The sequence below is a fragment of the Parabacteroides hominis genome, from assembly GCF_014287585.1.
GTDB lineage: Bacteria > Bacteroidota > Bacteroidia > Bacteroidales > Tannerellaceae > Parabacteroides > Parabacteroides hominis.
This window is the reverse complement of record NZ_JACOOJ010000024.1, coordinates 49,509-70,395: the sequence shown is the minus strand read 5'-3', so window position 1 is coordinate 70,395 and position 20,887 is coordinate 49,509. Positions and strand designations below refer to the sequence as shown.

General features: G+C 50.8%; 14 protein-coding genes. 3 read left to right on the top strand and 11 right to left on the bottom strand.

Annotation, left to right across the window (positions count from 1 at the left end; all coding sequences use genetic code 11):
* Nucleotides 1–15: 15 nt before the first annotated feature.
* The 9 genes from H8S65_RS13480 to H8S65_RS13440 all read right to left on the bottom strand — a co-directional run bounded on the left by H8S65_RS13480 (nucleotide 16) and on the right by H8S65_RS13440 (nucleotide 16,348).
* Nucleotides 16–1,113 carry an efflux RND transporter periplasmic adaptor subunit gene (locus H8S65_RS13480; protein ID WP_117588714.1) on the bottom strand — a complete coding sequence of 366 codons (1,098 nt, stop codon included), beginning with the start codon at nucleotides 1,111–1,113 and terminating at the stop codon, nucleotides 16–18.
* A complete protein-coding gene (locus H8S65_RS13475) occupies nucleotides 1,110–2,825 on the bottom strand; it encodes a sensor histidine kinase (RefSeq protein ID WP_370527591.1) in 1,716 nt (571 codons plus the stop codon). Before H8S65_RS13475 ends, H8S65_RS13480 begins: the two co-directional genes overlap by 4 nt.
* A complete protein-coding gene (tet(Q), locus tag H8S65_RS13470; RefSeq protein WP_004291466.1) occupies nucleotides 2,825–4,750 on the bottom strand; it encodes a tetracycline resistance ribosomal protection protein Tet(Q) in 1,926 nt (641 codons plus the stop codon). The genes H8S65_RS13475 and tet(Q) overlap by 1 nt, the downstream gene beginning before the upstream one ends.
* Nucleotides 4,751–5,407: 657 nt before the next feature.
* Nucleotides 5,408–11,224 (bottom strand): helicase-like domain-containing protein, encoded by a 5,817-nt coding sequence (locus H8S65_RS13465; RefSeq protein ID WP_004291462.1) that lies wholly within the window; start codon nucleotides 11,222–11,224, stop codon nucleotides 5,408–5,410.
* On the bottom strand, nucleotides 11,214–11,666 hold the full coding sequence (locus tag H8S65_RS13460) for a DUF1896 domain-containing protein (RefSeq protein WP_004304266.1): 453 nt from the start codon (nucleotides 11,664–11,666) through the stop codon (nucleotides 11,214–11,216). Before H8S65_RS13460 ends, H8S65_RS13465 begins: the two co-directional genes overlap by 11 nt.
* Before the next feature lie 162 nt (nucleotides 11,667–11,828).
* Entirely contained in the window at nucleotides 11,829–13,916 is a 2,088-nt protein-coding gene (locus H8S65_RS13455; RefSeq protein WP_004291456.1) for a type IA DNA topoisomerase, read from the bottom strand.
* A 60-nt stretch (nucleotides 13,917–13,976) separates the two neighbouring features.
* On the bottom strand, nucleotides 13,977–15,548 hold the full coding sequence (locus H8S65_RS13450) for a DUF3945 domain-containing protein (RefSeq protein WP_004291455.1): 1,572 nt from the start codon (nucleotides 15,546–15,548) through the stop codon (nucleotides 13,977–13,979).
* A 20-nt stretch (nucleotides 15,549–15,568) separates the two neighbouring features.
* The gene (locus H8S65_RS13445) at nucleotides 15,569–15,919 is read right to left on the bottom strand and encodes a helix-turn-helix domain-containing protein (protein ID WP_004291454.1); all 351 of its coding nucleotides are present in this window, start codon (nucleotides 15,917–15,919) and stop codon (nucleotides 15,569–15,571) included.
* A 3-nt stretch (nucleotides 15,920–15,922) separates the two neighbouring features.
* The gene (locus H8S65_RS13440; protein ID WP_004291432.1) at nucleotides 15,923–16,348 is read right to left on the bottom strand and encodes a helix-turn-helix domain-containing protein; all 426 of its coding nucleotides are present in this window, start codon (nucleotides 16,346–16,348) and stop codon (nucleotides 15,923–15,925) included.
* Between the two features lie 138 nt (nucleotides 16,349–16,486).
* On the opposite strand from H8S65_RS13440, the gene H8S65_RS13435 reads away from it, so the two are divergent.
* Both H8S65_RS13435 and H8S65_RS13430 read left to right on the top strand, forming a co-directional pair.
* The gene (locus H8S65_RS13435) at nucleotides 16,487–16,786 is read left to right on the top strand and encodes a helix-turn-helix domain-containing protein (protein WP_004291426.1); all 300 of its coding nucleotides are present in this window, start codon (nucleotides 16,487–16,489) and stop codon (nucleotides 16,784–16,786) included.
* 31 nt (nucleotides 16,787–16,817) lie between these two features.
* A complete protein-coding gene (locus H8S65_RS13430) occupies nucleotides 16,818–17,123 on the top strand; it encodes a helix-turn-helix domain-containing protein (RefSeq protein WP_004291424.1) in 306 nt (101 codons plus the stop codon).
* A gap of 77 nt (nucleotides 17,124–17,200) precedes the next feature.
* Here H8S65_RS13430 and H8S65_RS13425 read toward each other — a convergent pair whose 3' ends face one another.
* Entirely contained in the window at nucleotides 17,201–17,563 is a 363-nt protein-coding gene (locus H8S65_RS13425) for a hypothetical protein (RefSeq protein ID WP_004291423.1), read from the bottom strand.
* An 11-nt stretch (nucleotides 17,564–17,574) separates the two neighbouring features.
* Entirely contained in the window at nucleotides 17,575–18,810 is a 1,236-nt protein-coding gene (locus H8S65_RS13420; RefSeq protein ID WP_004291422.1) for a site-specific integrase, read from the bottom strand.
* A gap of 353 nt (nucleotides 18,811–19,163) precedes the next feature.
* On the opposite strand from H8S65_RS13420, the gene H8S65_RS13415 reads away from it, so the two are divergent.
* Nucleotides 19,164–20,759 (top strand): beta-N-acetylhexosaminidase, encoded by a 1,596-nt coding sequence (locus H8S65_RS13415; protein ID WP_186930458.1) that lies wholly within the window; start codon nucleotides 19,164–19,166, stop codon nucleotides 20,757–20,759.
* Nucleotides 20,760–20,887: the final 128 nt, after the last annotated feature.

Sequence of the window (20,887 nt, the reverse complement as noted above, 5' to 3'; positions counted from 1 at the left end):
TTCTTCCTCCTCTTATTACGGTTTTAAGGTTACGGCATCGCCGTTATTGAGCAAGCCTACGCCTGTAGTCACAATCACATCGCCAACATCCAATCCGGAAGTGACGGTATAGCGGATGCCGTCATGCACCGGATTGACTTCAATACGGGTAGCCACCGCCTTGCCATTCACTACCCGATAGACAAACAGCTTGTCCTGCAATTCGTAGGTGGCTTCTTGCGGAATGGGAATAGCATCCTGCAAGGTCTGCGGGATAAGTATATTTCCCGTGCTTCCGCTCAGCAGCACCCGTTCGGCGTTGGGGAATACGGCACGCAAGGAGCCACTTCCGGTCTGTCGGTCAAGTACGCCGCTGATGCTCTCAATACGCCCTTCCTTTTCATAGATAGTTCCATCACCCAGTTGCAGACGGACGGCAGGCATCTCTTCCAAGGTTCGGTTGATGGAGCCGTAACAGCGTATCAATGACTGCAATCGCTGCCCCGACATGGAGAAATAGACATACATCTCCGAATTATCCGATACGGAAGTAAGCGGTTGTGCCGAACCGGAACTGACCAATGTGCCCACGCGGTAAGGGATGGTGCCTATTACTCCGTTTGCGGGACTCTTTACTTCTGTATAAGAAAGGTCGTTGTGGGCATTCACCTCCTGCGCTTTGGCTTGTTCCAACGCGGCTTCGGCCACGAGAAGCGCATTGCGGGCTGTGGAGAGGTCATATTCCGAAATGACCTTTTCACGATGAAGTGCCTGCTTGCTTTCGTAGGTCAGCCGGGCGGTCTGTACCTGTGCTTCGGCAGAATGGACATTGGCAATAGCTGTCCGCAGGGCTGCTTGGTAAGGAACTTGGTCTATAATAAACAACCGTTCACCCCGACGTACCTCTTGCCCTTCTTTCACGCATACCTGTTGTATCGTCCCGGACACCTGCGGATAGATTTCAATGTCCTGCCTTCCCTGTACGGATGCGGAATAAGATTCGGTCAGCGTCACTTCTCCTTTTCCTACGGTCATGACCGAATAATTGACTTCTTCCTGCTCCGGTTCCGTTTGGTGACAGGCAGTAAATGATGTTGAACAGAGTATCAACGTACTCAAGAAATACTTTTTCATAAGTTCGATATGTTTTTGTTGTTTCTGTTTAGCAGATAATAAACTAAAATAAGGATTTGTGTCATTATTTCCGATAGGGGAACTGACAGCCAAAGTCCCGGAACGCCGATGACACGCGGTAACACAAGAAAAGCCGGAACTACGAAAACAAGACCTCGCAATAGCATGAGCAAGATGGCGGTCTTGAAACATCCAAGGCTTTGATAGTACCCCACACATACCAAATTGAGAGCGAAGAACAGAAATGCGACAGAGAAATAGGGAAGTCCCTCTTGTGCGATATTAGCGGCGGCATTTGATAGACGTTCAAACGCACCGAACGCTTGTTTCTGTTCCTCTTCTGTCATGCCTGTACCTGTATCTTCAACGACCAGTGTCAGAACTCCATTATCATATTCAGTAATCAAAGAAACACCGCCTTCTTCTGTGAACTTGACAGCGTTTGACAGCAGGTTATTCCCGATTTGTATTATTCGCTCTTTGTCGGTCAATACAATGGCATCGTGTCCAGTCTTCACGGACAAGGACAGCCCTTTGTTCACGGCAACAGGCATGAACTCCGTTTCAAGTGTGTGCGTGATTGCTGAAATCCGGCAGGGTGACAGACGGGGCTGTTCCTTGCCGTTGTCCAGGCGGAAGAAGTCAAGCAAAGTGTTAAGCATATCCCGCATACGGTCGGAGGATTGCAGTATGTTTTGGATATACTGCCCGGACTTATCCTCACACTGTTCTTTCCGTATCAGTCCGGCATAGCCTGTTATTGCTGTCAGCGGTGTGCGCAGTTCATGGGTGATAGTATGTACCGCCTTCTTCCTTGACGTTATCAGTGCCTCGTTCCGTTGTACGGATTGTTCCAGTTGCCTTATCAAATCAGTTGTCTTGTGCTTGTATTGTTTAATGCTTTTTGCATCACGATGTATGATGATGTAGGAAATTAACAACAATAGAAGAACGAATCCCATTAAACCGCCTACTTGCATAAATGACTTTTCACGCATGGCAACTATTTCGTTTTCCCGGCTTTGCAGTTCGGTTTGTACCTTTTCTTCTATTTGGCAAATCAATTCTTGCAGTTGTCTGTTAAGTTCTGCATTACGAGCTGCAAGGCTGTCGGCTTGTTCCGACAATTGGCGATCCTGCACTTTCTGTTCGCTGATTACGTTTCTATTGACCGAATGAAGGATAGTGGTTGATACTGCTGGAGTTACTTCCTTTTTTTTGCCGAATATGCCTAAGAAACCTTTTCGTTTTGGCTTTTTGGACTGTTCCTGCACACTTTTCTGTACAATAACCGGAATTTGATTGGCTATCTTCTTGTTAATAGATTGTTGTTCATCCATTAACCGGACTATCTGGAACATCTGTCGTTCCTTATCCTCTAAAAGACTGCGCACACTATCGATGCGCTCTGCTGGATAGGTGGCCTTGAAACGGCAGAGCATACTGTCCATTGCCATACGCCGTGCATGGTAATGCTCGATATCTTTATCGTTCCATTCCAGTATTGTTTCACCCAATAGAGAAAATTTTATCATTTGAATATTGATATTGTTTATTTCTTTTCGGAGCTCGTCTATTTTTTTATTGCCAAGTTCTAATGCTTCTATCTCCTGCCATTCATAGAGGCTATTATATGCCATACATCCGATAAGAATGGAGATAAGTATATATCCCAACCGTATTGCCTTATAGAAATTTCCTGACCGCTCCATTATTTTAATGACATTGATTTTTGGAACATGAATAAAAGTTTATCTTTTTCGTTCATGCGGATATTATCAGAATAACCGTCTTTTGTTATTTGATACCCACATGGCTTAACCATAAAAATGCCTAAGCCCTTAGTGTACGAACTTACTTCTGAGGCATAGTCTTTACTTGTATTTAATGGAACTTTCCCTTTAATATGACACCACTCATTATTACAACTGATGTCTTCAATCTCAGACATCAGTTTTTGCAAATCTGTAATAGCTTTGGAACTCGCTACTTGGGGTATCTGCAACTCAAAACAGAGCATCGGTTCGAGAATGTCCACACCTGACTGTTGCAAAGCCAGCCTGAAGACATAAGGGGTCAGCTGTCTGAAATCAGCAGGTGTACTTACCGGGCTATAATACTCGGCTTGAGTAAAAGTTACTTTCAGATCTGTCACTTCCCATCCATGTAAACCAGATTGGCAAGACATACGAATCCCTTCAAAAACGGCATTTTGAAAAGAATGGTTCAGATAACCATAGGAGATGTCACTTTCGATTTGCAACCCTGCCCCTAACGGTAAGGGTTCAAGAGTCAGCCCTATTGTGGCCCAGTAAGGGTTGGGTGGTACTTCGATCTGAATAATCTTATTGACCTTTTTTATAGGTCGTTCTTTGTAGATAGTCTTGATCTCATCAAAATGGACCTTTACGGAAAATCGTTCTTCCAGCAATGTCTGTATGATTTCCTTTTGGGTCAAACCATATAACGAGATTTCCAATTCATCACTATATGAGTTTATGGAAAAGGACAAAGACGGGTCTTCAATCCACAATGTATTCAGAGCGGATATCACCTTGCTTCTCTCTTCGGGCTTATTTGGCCGGACGGAGGATTTGAGAGCGGGATGCTGATGAGATAATCCTTGAATCAAACAAGGTTTAGCACCTAAATAATCTCCGATTCGAAAATCTTCTATATCTTCTACAATCGCGATATCATTGGCACCCACTTCATCAACATTTATCTCTCTGCCCTGATAAATAGTCTTTAGATTTTTAATCTTGATGAATTTTTCCGAATCGTTGATTCTTACAACGTCTCGAAGTCTCAGACTTCCGTCAATTATTTTAAGAAAACTTCTTTTATGCCCTTTGGGGTCATGCTCTATCTTATAGAGATAAGCTGAAAGTCTGTTTGAGACTGATGCCGGAGGAAGTATAAAAGAAGAAATGGCGTCCAACAACTCATTGATACCGATATTGAACATTGCTGATCCATGTAGCACCGGATAGACTTTGGCTTTTGCCACAAGAGCGATTATCGTATTCCAATAATCAGCCGGTGAAATTTCGCTATCCGCCAAATATCGTTCTAATATATCGTCGTCATGGTTGCATACAAATTCTTTGTATTCTTCCTTTATATATGTTTGGGAGCAAACCGGATAAACCGATCCATCGACAACAGTTTGCATAAACAGGACATCTTGCGACAGATTTGTTTTTATATCCATATACAAACGCTCCAAATTCACACCGGCACGGTCAATCTTATTGATAAATATAATTGTCGGGATTTGCAGCTTTTGTAAAGTACTGAACAGCAACTTTGTCTGCGCTTGTATGCCTTCCTTTGCGGATAAGATGAGGACTGCTCCATCAAGCATTTTGAATGTCCGCTCCACTTCCGCAATAAAATCCATGTGTCCCGGAGTGTCAATGATATTGCATTTCACTCCATTCCAGATAATAGATGTCGTAGAAGCCCGGACAGTAATTCCTCTACGTTTCTCTATATCCATAGAGTCCGTTATGGTGTCACCATTATCCACACGGCCGCACTTTTCCGTTGCTCCACTGGCAAACAGCAGATTCTCGGTTACGGAAGTTTTTCCTGCATCAATGTGAGCAAGAATTCCTAAATTTATAATATTCATTTGGATTAAGCAATAATATACTACAGTAGATGCATTGTCGAAACGCACCTTTTAATACCTCCTCGTAGCATATGAGAACTACAGGATTACTAACTCGTATTAATATGTATATTATTACTGCCGCATAACGATTACAAAATTACACAAAAAAATATATCTAACAAAAGTGGGAGGATTTTTTAACTTTTTACCATAGACATTTTATTAGGGAAGCGTAGGTTCAACTGGCAAGTACAAATAAGTAGAAATGTTTGAACAACACCGTTTTAGGAAGTTGAAAAATCAAGTTTCTCTCTCGGTATAGCGTTTATTTTGGCCAATATCTTCTTTAGTTTAGCATTTGTGTATTTCCCATTCGTGTTCTATTTAGCTCCTTATTATGAGTATGTAGCAAGTTACTTATCAAATTCAGCCTCTTTGAGGGTCAAATATGGTTTTGCAAATGGTGACTGACAAGACATAAACAAGGTCAGCAGGAATTTTTTACATAAATGGACATGAATGTATATAACCTAAAATAAGAATAAATTTTAATAAGGGCTGCCCAAAAAGAAAAAAATGCAGTTGCCATCCTATAGATACTTGCAGAAAGGATAAAATTTACTTTTAGACCTTTTGGGATAGCCCTTATTAATACTTCAGATAAAATTCCTTAGGTTATATTTTCAATCCTTTGGACCGGGTTTCCTCCTTGGCATACAGTCCCGGACGCCCGATTATGACATGGTTGGCAACGATACTATCCGCCGGACTGCGTATCTGCGGCGGTGCATTTTCGGGATATTGCGCCTGCCTGTTCCTCACATCTTCCGCTTCCGGCTTGAGCTGTTGCCCTTCATTCTCCTTTTCTGCGACTTCGGGCGTGGGTGGCGCAAGCTCCAGCTGAATTTTTCGGTCAAGGGCGGCAAGTTCGGACTTCAACTGCTTCAGCTCGTCCTCCTTCTTCCACACCTTACCCGCTATCTCCTGTAACTGCGGTATCTCCATCTCCAGCACCTCGTTCTTCGCCTTGTACTGGTCGATGATGGAGGGTATCCTCTCCATCGCGTTGAGGAAGTTGCGGGCGGCGGCCAACGGGTCAGCCATCGCCAGATGCCCGTTGTTGTAGGTGTACTTGTAGTTCCCCTCGACCACGAAGCGGTTGTCGGTGAACTCCAATCCCTCTTTGAGTATCCTTTCGCTCACCACCTTTATCGGAAAACCGTAAAGTTCACCGACCTGCGTGTACAACCCTCCGGTCGTGGCATTCTTGGCTATCTCCTGCAAACGCTTTCCGATGACCTTCTCATCGGCGGAATCCACTCCGTCCACCTTTATTATATTAAGGCGGTTGCCCTCCTTGTCGGTCTGCACCACCGACAGGAAGCGGTTCCAGTCCTCCGTCATGGCATCTATGAAAGCCGTGTTGTTGCGCAACTCGCCGGTCTTTGACTCCAGCTTGAACTCCGAATCACGCTTGCCCTTGTTGAACGACTTGCGTTCCCCTTCGAGCGATGCGATCCGCTTTTCCAGTTTCGCCTTGTCCAACAGGTCGGTATTGCCGGAGAGCAACGCCATGTATTCCGAGAAATTCATGCCCGATTTTTCGTCCATTGCCCCCTCGTCGATGGTACGCGCACCCATCGCACCGCTTTTGAGCTGGCTTATGAAAGTCTGCTTGCAGTGCAGGAGGTTGAACTTGTAGCTGTCCAGTGACTTCTCCACCGCGTAGATGATTACATCCACGTTGTTCCCGGCGAAATGTTTGGCAATCTCATTACCTGCCCTAACTCCGCGTCCGTCACGCTGTTGCAAGTCGGACGGTCGCCACGGCGTATCGAGATGATGGATAGCCACACACCGTTTCTGGGCGTTCACACCCGTTCCGAGCATAGAGGTAGAGCCGAACAGCACACGCACCGTCCCGGCGTTCATGGCGTCTATCACCGCCTTCCGCGCCTTGTCGGTCTTGCACTCCTGAATGAAGCGCACCTCGCTTGGCGGTATACCGTAGTCCTCCGTCAGTTTGCGCTTGATTTCCGAATAGACGTTCCACCCGTCGCCCGGCTGGTATGTCCCCAAATCAGAGAAAACGAACTGCGTGCCTTTCTGGGCGTCGTATTTTTGATAATACTCCGCGATCATCTTGGCACAGTGACTCGCTTTGTTGTCGGGATGATCTTCGTAATTCGGGTCTATCATGCGCATGTCGAGTGCCATTTTCCGGGCATAGTCCGTGGCGATGAGCATCTTCGCCTTTTCTTCCGTTTCCGAAAGCGGCAGCCTGCCCAACAAGGTGGCATCGCCCGTCTTGGCGAACTGCATCAGTTTCTGTATGAAGTCCTCCTGTTCCGGCGTGGGCGGTATATGGTGCAGTATCTCGTTCTTGGCAGGACGGTCAACGCCCACATCCTCCGCCGTGCGGTAGTCCGTGATTTCATTATAGAAGGCGGCAAGCTCCGGCACTTTGATGAAGTAGCGGAAACGCTCCTTCTGGACCACATTGTTCGTCACGTTAAATTCAAAATCCGTCGTCTTCTTGGCAAATATCGCCGCCCAAGCGTCGAAACACCTTATGTCCTGCCGTTCCAGCTCCTTCGGGCGCAGGTACTTGAACAGCAGGTACAATTCAGTCAGTGAGTTGCTGATAGTCGTGCCGGAGAGGAAGGTCGCACCCAAGTCTTTTCCTGTGCGCTCCTGTATGGTGCGTATGGCAAAGAGCATGTTAAGTGCCTTCTGGCTTCCCTCGCTGTTTCCCAATCCCGCCACACGGTCGTGGCGCGTGTTGAAAGTCAGATTCTTGAACTGGTGGCTCTCATCTATGAAGATGTGGTCGATGCCCATCTGCTTGAAATCCACCACGTCGTCCGTGCGTGACTTTATGGCGTGTTCCACCTTCTCCAGCTTCGCTTCAAGGTTGTGCTTGCGCTTCTCCAATCCTTTCAGCATCGCCCGCGACACGTTCTTTCCCTGCTGCCGTAGCACTTCGAGGTTTTCCTCCACCGTGTCAAGCTCTGCTTGCAGGATGCGCTGCTGCAATTCCGGCGACTGCGGTATCTTGCCGAACTGGTCGTGCGACATGATGACGCAATCGTAGTCGTTGTTCTTTATATTATTGAAGAAGCGCACACGGTTGGCGGTCGAAAAGTCCTTCTCCGAAGCGTACAGAATACGTGCGTTGGGATATGCCGCCTGATAGGTGGCTGCAATCTCCGCAACGTTGGCTTTCAGCCCGATAATCATCGGCTTGTGTGCCAAATTCAGACGCTTCATCTCATGCGCGGCGATGCACATTATCAGCGTCTTACCGGTTCCCACCTCGTGGTCGCAAATTCCGCCGCCGTTCTGTTTCAACATCCAGACGCAATCCATCTGTGAGGGATAGACGCTCTTGATACCCCGGCTTGCCAGCCCTTTCAGGTTGAGGTCGGGAAAGGTCTGATGGGAGCCGTCGTAGCGCGGGCGCACGAAACAGTTGAACTTGCGGTTATACATCGTCACAAGCCGCTCCTTGAACTGCGGCGACTGCTCTTCGAGCCATTCGGAGAAGCCGTTTCGTATCTCGTCAATCTTGGCGTTGGCGAGTTGTATTCCCTCGCTGTCGCGCATCTTGATGTCGTTGCCATGCTCGTCCTTGCCGATGGACTTCATCATGTCAGGGCAGGTGTTGTGCAGGGCGTGTTTTAGGAGGTGCATACCGTCATAGTTCCGGTAATACCCCTTCACCAGAAACTCGTCCGTGATTTTCATGGTGCGGTAGCCGCACACCACCGAAAACTCGTCCATGCTTGCGGAATAGGCGATTTTCACCTCCGTGTCGAACAGCCGGCTCATGTAGGCGGCATAGACACCCGTCGGAATCCAGCGTTCCCCGAAATTGAAGTCCAGATCCTCGAAGGCGATGCGCTGCGGCTCGGCATCTTTCAGAGCCTCCAACGCCTGCTTCACCTCCGGCATACGCTCATTTTCGGGATTGTCACCCATCCATGCCTCTATGCGTTCCGCTTTCTCTATGACATTTCCGGCGATGAAACGGTCTTTGATTTCGTAACCGGTCACGAGCGGATTGTAGTAGATGCGCCCTTGCAGGGCAGTGAGCAAATCCTCCGCCGTGCTGTCGGTTATCTCCCGCATATAGTCGAGATTGACCGTACCATATTTGTTGAGCGACGCAGACAGGGCTTCTTCGGGAGAGCCTACGTTGGCATGGCTCTCCACCGCGAAGGAAACAGGATGCTCGAAGATGTCCGCCTTGACGAACTTTCCGTTTTCCATCCGTTCCAGCGAAAGGATGTCGCGCCCGCCCGCATCCATCATCACTAACTTCACGTTCTGCTTGGCGTTGAGGTTGCCGTAGCGCATGACAAACTCATCGTAACAGGTATTCAGATGCTCTCGCCACGGAACATTTGCCTCGCGCCGGAGCGATTCATAACGGTACAGACGCTCGTAGGCGTCACGCAGCGACACATACAACAACGCCTTTTCCTTCTGGTATCCTTTCAGGTCGAGCGGCTGGAATGTCGCCCCGTATGGCGTGATGTCTTTCAGGTAGCCGATGTTATGACGCCCCCGGTCAGCCACCAGCGACCCTTCGCGCAGGTGCATCTCCGGCGTGCGGTGGTAGGCACGCGGAGAAAGGTCCACGACTTCCTCCTTCGGCTTTTCCGCTTCGATGTCGGGGAAAAGGAAAGTCCCCACCGCTTCCGATGGGGTATCTGTAACGGCAGGTGCGGCGACTGCCTCCGGCTGTGTTTCCTCCTGTCGTGGCTGCTCACGGGAAGTTTCCGGCACGGCTTTCACTTCCGTCTTTTCCGCCACTTGTTTCTCGTTATGCTGCCTTGCCAGTTCCCGAAGTTCTTTCCTACGCTCCGGCGTCAAACCCATCATCATTTCATAGAAACCGTTGATGGGAGGATTGGTATCCCAGTCCAGTGTGGCATAGATGTCGTCCGGGTCGGCAGGCTTGGCGGTGTTCTCCGCTTTCACCTCCTTATTCTCCATTGCGGGTTTTGCAGTTGGAGCTGTCGGTGTAACCGTGACTTTCGGTTTGGGCGGAGTGGACTTTGCCGTAACTGCCTTTTTCACCGTCTTTTTCTTTTTGGAGGTTTTCGGTTGGCTGACCTCTTCCGTCATCCCCCAGAGGTCAAGCAGGGTGAGCTGCACGCCTGCGGAATATTGCGGGCGCGGTTCTATCTCCGGCTTTTCATCTGCGGGTTGCGGCTTTTCTGTCGGAGTTTCCACCGTCTGCGCCGAGGATACTGTTTCCAATTTTATGGCAGGACGCTCTACTTTATTTTGAACGGCAACTTTTTCTTCCGTTCCTGCCTGCCGGATTGAACCCGAATACAAGCGCATGGCAAGCCTGTAATGGAAATCCTCGTCGAGCATACGGCGCAAATCCCCGGCGATGCCTGCTGCCTTGCCCTCGTGCAGATAAACCATAGCGGGCTTCCCGTAGGGGTCTGTGTCAAGTTTCGCCATCGTATGCACGATGCGTTCCGGGTGGTGGATGAAATAGGCGTTGTCGGTCAGGGCGGTTTTCGTGTCCGTCTGTATCACGGTCATCAGCCGCTCGTCCTGCGACATTTCCTTCTTGCTGAGGTTCTTTTGCAGGACAATCAGGTCACTGCCCACCTCCGTGCCCGCGTTGTCCGTGAACAGGTTGTTGGGCAGGCGTATCGCGGATACCAGATTGGCCTGACTGAACAGCTCGTTACGCACGGAGGTCTTGGTGCTATTCAATACCCCTTGCGAGGTGATGAACGCCACGATACCGCCGTCACGCACGGCATCCAGTCCTTTGAGAAAGAAATAGTTGTGGATGGTTTTCTGGGCGGAGCGTCTGCCGAAAGAGTCGCTCCGCTGAAACTCCGCGTCGAACACGGCAATGTCACCGAACGGAATGTTGGACACCGCCAAGTCGAAATAATTGTTGAACGGTCTTTCGATTTTCTCAAAACCGCAGGTGCGCATTTTCTGGTCGGGATAGAGATGCCTCAAGATTGTACCCGTGAGCAGATCCTTCTCGAAAGCCATCACATCCGCATTGGGGCTGTGCCGCAGCATGGAATCCACGAACACGCCGACACCTGCCGACGGTTCGAGCATACGGGCGGGGCGGACGCTGTAATCTGCCAGCACGTCCGCGATGGTGTCGGTTATCTCTTTGGGGGTGTAGAAAGCGGTCAGCACGGACGCTTTCAGCGAATCCACAAACCGCTTGTACTCTGTTTCGTCCTTGCTGTTCTCACGGATAAGCCTGTGCAGCTCCACCGTCGGGGCGAACAGTTCGAGGTCGGATTTCGCCCACCGGACGGCATCCGTCAGTTCCTTTGCAGGGTTGAGGATACATTTCAGACCGCCGAAACCGCAGTACCTTTGAAGTATGGCACGCTCTTCGGTTGTCGCTGTCCTATTTTCCCTGTCAAGGATGAATGCCGTCCGTATCGCCTCGATGTTGTCCCGCAGTTTCTGTTTGCGGTTAAACGCCATATTCGTCTAAGTAAAGGACGGTTGCTCCCGTCAGCTCCGTGTAGAGCAGGTCGTAATCGGAAGACAGGGCGAAATTGTCATCCGAGAGGTCATAGACGGAGAACACGTTGCCGACAAGCGGCAGCAGTTTCAGGACAAAGGCTTCACGCTTCTCTTCCGGCACTTCATCGGCAAACTCGTTTTCCACGACTTCGCGGAGGATGGCGTAACGGGAATAATGCAGCCCGCGCAGCAGCGTGTCCATCGCCAGTTCCTGCGCACCATCGGCGGGATAGCCTTCAAGCCGTGCCCTCTCATACGTTTCGGCGGCACGGTCGGCCCGTTCCCGTATGAAAGCGGTGTCGTCAGCCTGTTCAAACTTGTTCGTGCGGAGATAGTCCAGCAGGTACAGACCGTAATAGGAAAAGTCGGTCTGACCCTCGTTTTTCTTCTTGTTGTTCATTACTTTGGATTTAGCGGATTGATAATTAACGGGATAATCGGTTGGAAAAAGGAAGAAAAAGGCACTCGGTATCCCTCCGAGTGCCACCACTAAATCCAAAGTATGAGTGTAATCCGGTATCGAAGAACAATTCATTACTCTGAACAAGTGGCAAAGTTAATACTATTTCTTCCGTCCTGAAAATTTCTTGTCCTTTTTAGCCTCCGGGAACACAAAAGTCGTGTTATATTCCCCGTCAAAGGCGACAACAGCATCGAAACTCTTGCCCTGTTTGCTCTTGAACCCTTTGAGCAGCTTGGTATGCCCTTCGGTGAGCAGGTCTTTGATTTCATCGTCGGACAGGGTGCGTCCCGCTTTCAGCCGGAACACGGGCAGTCCGCACTCCGTGTTGTCGCAGCGTACCACCTTGCCGTAGAACCGCATCCTGCCCGTGCCACACTTGGGACACGCGCAGCCGGAGTCACGGCTGCCGAAGAGCTTGTCGCACGAGATCAGTTCGGAGGTTATCTCACGTGTGTACGCCTCTATCTCCTTGCGGAAGGTGTCGTCGGACAGTTCCCCGCGCTCGATACGCGCCAGCTCCTTTTCCCATTCGCCCGTCATGGCAACATCGGCGATGCGCATCGTCTTGACGACGGAATTGAGGGCAAGTCCTTTTTCGGTGGGAACAAGCGACTTCTTGCAGCGTTCCATGTAACCGCGCTTGAAAAGCGTTTCGATGATGGAGGCGCGTGTGGCGGGAGTACCGATGCCACAGTCCTTCATCGCCTGCCGCAGTGCGTCGTCCTCAATTTCCTTGCCCGCCGTTTCCATTGCCGAGAGCAGGGTGGCTTCGGTATGCAGCGGCTTGGGTTTGGTCTTTCCTTCGGTAATGGACGAGCCTTTCGGTGTCAGCGTGTCGCCTTCCTGCCAGCCGGGGATGGTAATTTCCTCTTTTTCCTCGCCATAGACGGCACGCCATCCGGTTTGCTTCACGACGCTGCCTTTTACGGTAAACTCCACTCCGGCACATTCCGCCGTGACAGTGGTCACATCCTTGACGCATTTCTCAGAGAATGCCTCGACCATGCGCCCGGCAATCATCTGATAGATGGTATTGTCCTCTTTGGAGAGGAAGAGCGGTTTCTCACCCGTGACGAGCAGGGCATGGTGGTCTGTCACCTTGCCGTCGTCCACGCTGCGGCGTGTCGGGGCGGCTTTTGCCCGCACCTTGTCTTTCCATTCGGGCTGTGTGCCGATGAAAGCGAGCAGTTTGGGAATTTCGGCAAACACGTCTTCGGGGATGTAGCGGCTTCCCGTTCTCGGATAGGTTATCAACTTCTTTTCGTAGAGTTTCTGCGCGATTTCAAGCGTCTGTTCCGCCGTGAAGCCGTGCTTGGCGTTGGCTTCTTTCTGGAGCGTGGTCAGGTCGTAGAGCAAGGGAGTTTCCTCCGTCTTCTCCTTGCGCTCGGCTTTCGTGACAGTGGCGCAACCTGCCGCCTTTACCTTATTATATAGTTCCATCGCCGGTTCTTTCTCTTTCCATTTCTCGGAGGATGAGAATTTCACGACTTCGCCGTCGCAACCGTCCGTTGCGATATGGAGCTGCCAGAATGCTTCGGACGTAAAGCGGCGGTTCTCCCAGTAGCGTTCACATACCATAGCCAACGTTGGTGTCTGCACCCGCCCCACGGAATACGTGCCGTGTCCGGCGGCGATGGATAACGCCTGTGTGCCGTTGATGCCCACGAGCCAGTCGGATTCGCTCCGCGCTTTGGCGGCGAGGTAGAGGTTGTCGTATTTGCTGCCGTCTTCGAGTTTCCGCAGTCCCTCGCGGATAGCTTTGTCGGTGAGAGAGCTGATCCACAGGCGCACGAAAGGAGTGGTGCAACCCGTATAGTGGTAGAGGTAGCGGAAGATAAGCTCTCCCTCGCGTCCGGCATCGGTCGCCACGATGATATGTTCGCTTGTGTCGAACAGTCTTTTGATGACTTTTATCTGCGACACCACGCCGCTGTCGGGCTTGTAACCTTTCTCCGTCCTGACCTGACGGGGGACGAGCGTGAATGTGTCGGGAATAATCGGGAGGTTGTCACGGACAAATCCGCGCACGCCGTAGCCGTCGGGCATGGCAAGCTGAACGAGGTGTCCGAATGCCCATGTCACGGCATAACCGCCTCCCTCGAAATATCCTTCCTCTCTCTTTGTCGCGCCCACGATGCGGGCGATTTCACGTGCCACGGAGGGCTTTTCTGCAATGATTGTCTTCATGTCTTCTTCTTTTTTGTTGATACTTTGGATTTTATTTTGGATTCAGTGGCGGACACGGGATTACATTTTCATGCCCTTGCCCGTTTTCTTCTGCGGCTTCTCCTGCTGCTGTTGCTGGCGGGCGTCCTTCGGGTTGGTCTGACCTTTCTGCAACGGCTCTCTCAGATTCTTTGTAGCCTCGTTGGTCTTGCCATCGTTGTTCACCGCCACCTGCGTGCGGCTCTCGTTGGACGGAGCAACCTGCTGTGCATTGTCAGGGTTCGTGTCGTAGCGGTACGGGCGTCCCTTCTCCGGGTTGAACTTGATATACATCGTGGCATGGAAGCCCTGCTTGTCGGTCACGTTCTCCAGCTTCACGGCTTTACCCGCCACATAGTCGGCTTTCTGCTGGTCGGTGAAGCTCACGCCGCTCCATTTGCTGATGGGGCGGATGCTGCCGTCCTCGTTCGTCCACGTGTTGCGGCGTTGCTCCTTCTTGGTCTGTGCGGCATTTTCCCCGCCCTGCGCCTGACTTTTCGATGTGTCGCCTTTGGTTTCCTGTGTCTGTGCGGTACGGGGCGACTTGCCGGTTCCCGGCACGAACTCCACGCCGCGCTGCTCCACGTTCACTTGCAGGGTGGTGACGAACTTTCTGCCGTCGTTGCGCTCGATGAGCTTGTCGCGTACGGGCAGTCCGGCGCGGAGCATGTCCCGCTCCTGCGTGGTGATTTCCGTCTTGCCGATGCGCTCCGGGATGCGCACCCTGCTTGCCGGAATGTCCGTGATTTCATTCGTCTTGCGGTCGATGCTGATGTAGGAGGGGATGATCTCGCCCGTTTCCCTGTCCACAATGTCCACGACCCTACCGAGATTGCCCGTTTCGCGGAGGTTCTTCCGGTCATTGTCGGAGAATTTGTGTTCCTTGTACTCATCCAGCTTCTGCTCCTTGCGGATGAAGTGCGGCACGAGGCTGATGTTTCCCTCACCGTCCTTCTTGAAGGAGAGGCGGGCGTCCAGCTCGAATGATTCGCCGCCGAAGGTCGGTTTGACCTTTACCAAGTCGGACTTGCCATAGTTGAGCATCTTCGTAAGGTCGCCGGACTTTTCAAGGTTGTCCCGCTTTACGCCCCATCTGTCCTCCAGCTCCTGCCAGTTGATTTTACTCTCGTCGATGGGCTGGTAGCCACGTTTGCCCTGCATCTGTTCGGATTTGTCCTGTTGCTGTTCTTTCCGTTGTTCCATGTTCTCCTGTTTTTGAGGTTCTTGTTTCTCTGTCTGTTGTGCTGCCATCTCTTCCTGCACCTTCTTCTCATAGTCGGAGGTGTCCACCTTGTGAGGGGCGAGCAGCTCCTTGTTCGCTTCGGGGTCTTTCAGCAGTTGCTTCATCACCTCTAAGAGATTTTCAGCTTGGTCTGCCGCAATGCGGTAGAAACCGAAGCGGCTGGGTTCCTTGCACTGCCGGAAGAAGTTCTTGAAGAAGTTGTCCAGCACGTCGCCATGTCGGTCGAATTGCAGGAAACTCTGCGCGTTCTCCGCTTTTGCGGGGGTGCGCTTGGGTGTGCCGTCCGCGTTCAGCCCGGCTACCACGCTGATCTCGCCTGTCTTCTCGTCACGGACTACCAGCACGTCCTTTTCGTCTTTTTTCTTTGCCATCTGAAAAATGTTTTAATGGGTTATTTATGAAAGAAATTATGGATACGAGCCTTGTAGAAGGCTATATCTTCCTTTTTGAAGTCCTTGATATGGTTGGAAAGGAATGTCAGCACGTCCTCCTCGCTGTAATAGGTCTTCTTGCCCAGCGTCTTGTAGGGCAATGCGCCTACGCTGCGGTAGCGTTGGAGGGTGCGTTTGCTTATCTGGAGCAACATGCACAAATCCTGATTGTCGAAAAGGCGGATGCTTTCCGTGATAGTGGGCTGTTTCCCCTCAGCCTTCATCGCCAGCAGCAGTTCGTCCTGACGGTCGAGCCGTTCCATCAGCTTCTGCATCCAGCCCTCGAAGTTGTTTCGTGTGAGCAGTTCCATGACCTATGTCCTCCTTCCTTTTGGTTTGCCGCCCGTGCGCAGCGTGTGGTTGTGGAACAGGGTGTCTATTGTCCCTTCCTCGTTCCTTACTGTGTTGTCCTCCAATAGCCGCAGTATCTCGGAAAGGCGGTAGCGGCAGCTTCCGCGTACCACCACATACTCGATACGGTGGTCGGTGCGCATACGCTGCATGGTGCGCTTGCTCACGTTGAGCATCTTCGCCGCCTGTGCCGTGTCAAGCAGCTTGTCTTCGGTTTCCCGCTTCCGTTTCTTCTCGTCCCTTGCCTCGCGGATGTACCCTGCGATGTTCGCAATCTGCGCCATCATCTCCTTGTAGGCGGAACTTTCCATTGTTATCACTTTCATGTTCAGTCCTTTCTTTTTGTTTCTGCGACAAAATTCGGCAATAAACAAAAGGGGCTTTAACAACTCACTACGTGACTCACGTAAGATTTTTGCGGAAGATGGCTCCGTAACCCGGTCAAACGGCGCAACAGGCAGCCTTTCAGCGGAAAACGATACGTCTTGTATGCCGTTTCGTTACCTTTGCGGCAAACTCTAAATGACATGAATATGGAAATAGTATCTATCGAGAAAAAGACTTTCGAGATGATGGTGGCGGCATTCGGCGCACTCTCGGAGAAGGTCGCCGCCCTGAGGCGCAAAAGCGACACGGGGCGCATGGAAAGATGGCTCACGGGCGAGGAGGTCTGCGGGCAGTTGAGAATAAGCCCGCGCACGTTGCAGACGCTGCGTGACAGGCGGCTTATCGGCTACTCGCAGATAAACCGCAGGTTCTATTACAAGCCAGAGGAGGTGAAGCGGCTGATACCGCTTGTCGGCACGCTCTATCCGCACGGCAGATGATTTGATTTATTCACCCACTGAATCCGAAGTTATGATGAACGAGAACAACGATGTTTTTACGATGGAAGACGAGCCGATAGCCTCTGTGGTGCAGGATATGCGCAAAGGCTCGAAATGGCTGTCCGCATTTCTGGAAAGCTACCGTCCTCCGCTGGACGGGGAACGTTACCTGACGGACGGCGAGGTGTCGGAACTGCTCCGTGTGAGCCGGCGCACCTTGCAGGAATACCGCAACAACCGCGTGTTGCCCTTCATACTTTTGGGAGGGAAGGTGCTTTACCCGGAAACGGGGCTGCGCGGGGTACTGGAAGCGAACTACCGCAAGCCGCTGGAGTGAGGCGGTTTCATGAAAAAGTAAACGGGTGACACCTTTTGTGGTGCTACCCGTTTACTTGTCTTATGGGGTATGTGCAATCAGCAATACCCGGCTTTTCCGTTCTGTATGAACATCACGTATGTCTGCCGTTTCTCTTGTGAGAGTGCCTTTCCCACCAGCCATGTGCGGAACAGGTGGGTGTTGTAGGTATTCACCCTGAAAGCGACCGGGATGATGATTTCAAGGGCGTACACGTCCGCGTGCAGCCCGTTTTCAAGCTGCATGTAGCGGCACACCTCGTAGTCGTTCAGCACGTCCGACTTGCGGACGGCTCTGATGGCGGCGTTCACTGCCGGGACGGTCGTATGGAACAATCCGGCTATTTCGGTGGCGGTCATCCACACGTCGTTACCGGTTACGCTGACTGCCTTGTCCTCGATGATGATTGTGTCACGTTTCATGGCTTTTCTTTTTAGATGGTGCAACCTGCAAATTCCTCGACGCCGTTCAATCTTGCGGCAAGGTTCTCCATGTCCTGATTGAGCTTCTCTTTGGTTATCTTTGCGTAAATCTGCGTCGTCTTTATGCTCTTGTGTCCGAGCATGGAGCTGACCGTTTCGATGGGAACACCGTTGGAGAGGAATATCGTCGTGGCTGCCGTGTGGCGGCTCTGATGCCACGTGATATGCTTGGTGATGCCGCAACGCTTGGCGACGGCACGGATACCGGCAAGGCACGTGTTATAATGCGGAACGGGAAATATCCTGCCGTCCCCGCACAGTCCCCGGTATTTGCCGATTATGCGGTTGGCGATGTCGAGCAGGCGGATGTTGGACACCACGCCCGTTTTCTGGCGGTTGATGTTTATCCACTCGTGTTCGTCGAAGTAGGTGCGGATATTCTCTTCCGTAAGGTTGCGCATATCCGCGAACGACAGCCCCGTGAAGGCGCAGAACAGGTAGAGGTCGCGGTACAATTCCTGTTTGGCGTTTTTCAGTTTCCCCTCCATCAGCAGGCGGATCTCATCTTTGGTCAGGAAACTGCGTGTTGTTTCCTCCTTCTTGATTTCATACTCGCGGAACGGGTCGCGCGTCAGCCACTCGTTGTTGATGGCGATGAATACCATCGTCCGTAACGGGCAGACGTACAGCCACACGGTATTGGTGCAGCAGTGCTTGTCCGTGCGCAGGAACATCTCGAAGTCGGAGATGAAAGCCGGGGTAAGCTCTTTTAGGGCGATGTCCTTCACATGGTAGCGGATGTCGAGGAACTCTTGCATGTGCTTGTAAACGGTGCGGTACTTCAGCAGCGTGCCTTTGGCTTTCATGCCTGCCTCCACCTGCTTCTCGTAGTCCTCGTTGTGCTGGCGGAACACCTGCATCAGCGTGTGGTAGCGGTGTTCCAGTCCGAGAAAGGCGTTCTTCACCTTCTCCGCCGTGACGAAGTTGTCACGCTCCATGATTTCCTGATAATGCCTGTTGATGCGTACCCGCATCTTGTCAAGCATACGGTTCGTTTCGAGTGCCGCCGTGCTTCTGCCCGTGACACGTCCACCTTTGGTGTCCCACAGTTTCGGATCGACAGTCAGTTTGCAGCTGAACTGTGTCTGGCTGCCGTCCACCGTGATGCGTCCCATGACGGGAACTGTCCCGTCCTTTTTCACTACCTGACGCTTGAGGTAGTAGATTACTGAAAATGTACTCTTCATTGTCCTTAATTTTTGGGTTTCAAAATTAGTTGGTGAAGAGTCCGGTGTTGGTACGCAAAACGGGGAGGAACGGCGCAATCTTTTTCCGTAACCTGATTTTTCGCATGAGTTATGGATAACTCACTATTCCTTAGAGCCTTGTTTCGCTATTCGTACCCGTTTGTCGCATTTTCGGGCATGGTTACGAACAAGTAACGTAGCGGCGTCAGGATTTGGCTTCGGCAGGGATTGTAATGGCTTCACGGATTATCGCCACTTCAACCAAAACCCTTGTAACTCAATTCTATCACTATATCTTTCCGCATTTCACTTTTTTGTAGTAACTTTGCATTGCAAATGTCAAAAATAAATCCATGAAAAAGTACAAACTCATCACATGTATGTTGCTGTTTGCCGGGTGTTTGTCGGCACAGAACAATTTGTCGGCATTACTTCCTATGCCGAACCAGGTCAAACAAATCGAGGGTAAGAAAGATTTCGTCATAAGCGGTAAGACAACCATACAAACGAATCTGCCGGAGGATGCCTTTTGCATTGCAGAGCTAAAAGATATCCTGCGGGAAAGAACAGGGAAAACGCTTGCCCTATCCTCTTCCGGATCCGGTAGCTCCGTCATTCGCCTCATGCTGGATCCTTCGGTCAAAGGGGATGAACACTACCAGCTATCCGTATCTGAGGGAACCGTTGCCATTAAAGGAGCAACACAGGGCGCCATCCTGTACGGGCTTATGACCCTGGATCAGATTCTGCTGGGAGATGTATGCCGGACTTTATCAGGAAAGATCGCACCGGTCGAAATCGACGATCAACCCCGTTTCGGTTACCGTTCGCTGATGTTGGATCCGGCACGTCATTTCCTGCCGGTCGAAGATGTGAAGTTCTATATCGACCAGATGATACGATATAAATATAATGTATTGCAACTACACCTGACAGACGACCAAGGCTGGCGTATCGAAATAAAGAAACATCCCCGGCTGACCGGGAAAGGGGAATTTTATACGCAGGAAGAATTAAAGGATTTGGTGCATTATGCAGCCGAACGGAATGTTCAGATCATTCCTGAGCTGGATATTCCCGGACATACGGTAGCCGTACTGGCCGCTTATCCCGAATTGGGTTGCAGCCATACCGACACCATTCCCAAGATTGTCGGCGAGACCGTCAACCTGATGCTTTGTGCCAATAACGACAATGTATATACCTTATATAAGGATATCCTGACAGAAGTAGCCTCCATCTTCCCTGCCCCCTATATCCATTTAGGAGGAGATGAAGCGATTATCGATGCGAACTGGGGCAAATGCGAACACTGCCGTTCGCTTATGAAACAGTTGGGTTATACGAAACCGACCGAGTTAATGAACTACTTCTTCGGCAAGATTCTGCCTGTCGTACGCGAAAACGGTAAAAAACCGATGTTATGGTGTGAACTGGACAATATCCGCATGCCGGCGCACGAATATCTGTTCGACTATCCGAAAGACGCAGTCCTGATAACCTGGCGTTACGGCCTGACACCGCTATGTACGGAACTGACCGCGCGTCACGGAAATACACTGATTATGGCACCGGGAGAATACACGTACCTCGATTATCCGCAATATAAGAACGATTTTCCGGAGTTCAACAACTGGGGAATGCCGGTCACTACGCTGGAAACCACTTACCAGTTCGACCCAGGCTACGGTCTGCCCGCCAGCCAACAAGCTCATATCGCAGGTGTAAACGGTACATTGTGGGCAGAAGCGATGCCTGACATCAACCGCGTCACCTATATGACGTATCCTCGCGGTCTGGCACTTGCCGAAGCCGGATGGACACAGATGGAACATCGCGACTGGGAATCATTCAAGAAACGTATGTACCCGAACCTGTCGGAACTGATGAAGCGCGGCGTTTCCGTTCGAGTACCGTTCGAGATCGTCCGTTATCCGCAAAAGAAATAAAAGAATGAGGAAAAGATTCCAGTTTCCGGAACGAATTTCTTCATTCAGGCGGATAATTTCCGAAATCGACTCAACAAACTGATGGTTACTTTTGAAAACTTAACGAATATTCCCTACTTTTACAACCG

Bases quoted from the DNA above. Each gene is read 5' to 3' on its own strand.
- H8S65_RS13480 (WP_117588714.1), bottom strand. From the start codon at position 1,113: ATGAAAAAGTATTTCTTGAGTACGTTGATACTCTGTTCAACATCATTT.
- H8S65_RS13475 (WP_370527591.1), bottom strand. From the start codon at position 2,825: ATGGAGCGGTCAGGAAATTTCTATAAGGCAATACGGTTGGGATATATA.
- H8S65_RS13465 (WP_004291462.1), bottom strand. From the start codon at position 11,224: ATGGCGTTTAACCGCAAACAGAAACTGCGGGACAACATCGAGGCGATA.
- H8S65_RS13460 (WP_004304266.1), bottom strand. From the start codon at position 11,666: ATGAACAACAAGAAGAAAAACGAGGGTCAGACCGACTTTTCCTATTAC.
- H8S65_RS13455 (WP_004291456.1), bottom strand. From the start codon at position 13,916: ATGAAGACAATCATTGCAGAAAAGCCCTCCGTGGCACGTGAAATCGCC.
- H8S65_RS13450 (WP_004291455.1), bottom strand. From the start codon at position 15,548: ATGGCAAAGAAAAAAGACGAAAAGGACGTGCTGGTAGTCCGTGACGAG.
- H8S65_RS13445 (WP_004291454.1), bottom strand. From the start codon at position 15,919: ATGGAACTGCTCACACGAAACAACTTCGAGGGCTGGATGCAGAAGCTG.
- H8S65_RS13435 (WP_004291426.1), top strand. From the start codon at position 16,487: ATGAATATGGAAATAGTATCTATCGAGAAAAAGACTTTCGAGATGATG.
- H8S65_RS13430 (WP_004291424.1), top strand. From the start codon at position 16,818: ATGATGAACGAGAACAACGATGTTTTTACGATGGAAGACGAGCCGATA.
- H8S65_RS13425 (WP_004291423.1), bottom strand. From the start codon at position 17,563: ATGAAACGTGACACAATCATCATCGAGGACAAGGCAGTCAGCGTAACC.
- H8S65_RS13420 (WP_004291422.1), bottom strand. From the start codon at position 18,810: ATGAAGAGTACATTTTCAGTAATCTACTACCTCAAGCGTCAGGTAGTG.
- H8S65_RS13415 (WP_186930458.1), top strand. From the start codon at position 19,164: ATGAAAAAGTACAAACTCATCACATGTATGTTGCTGTTTGCCGGGTGT.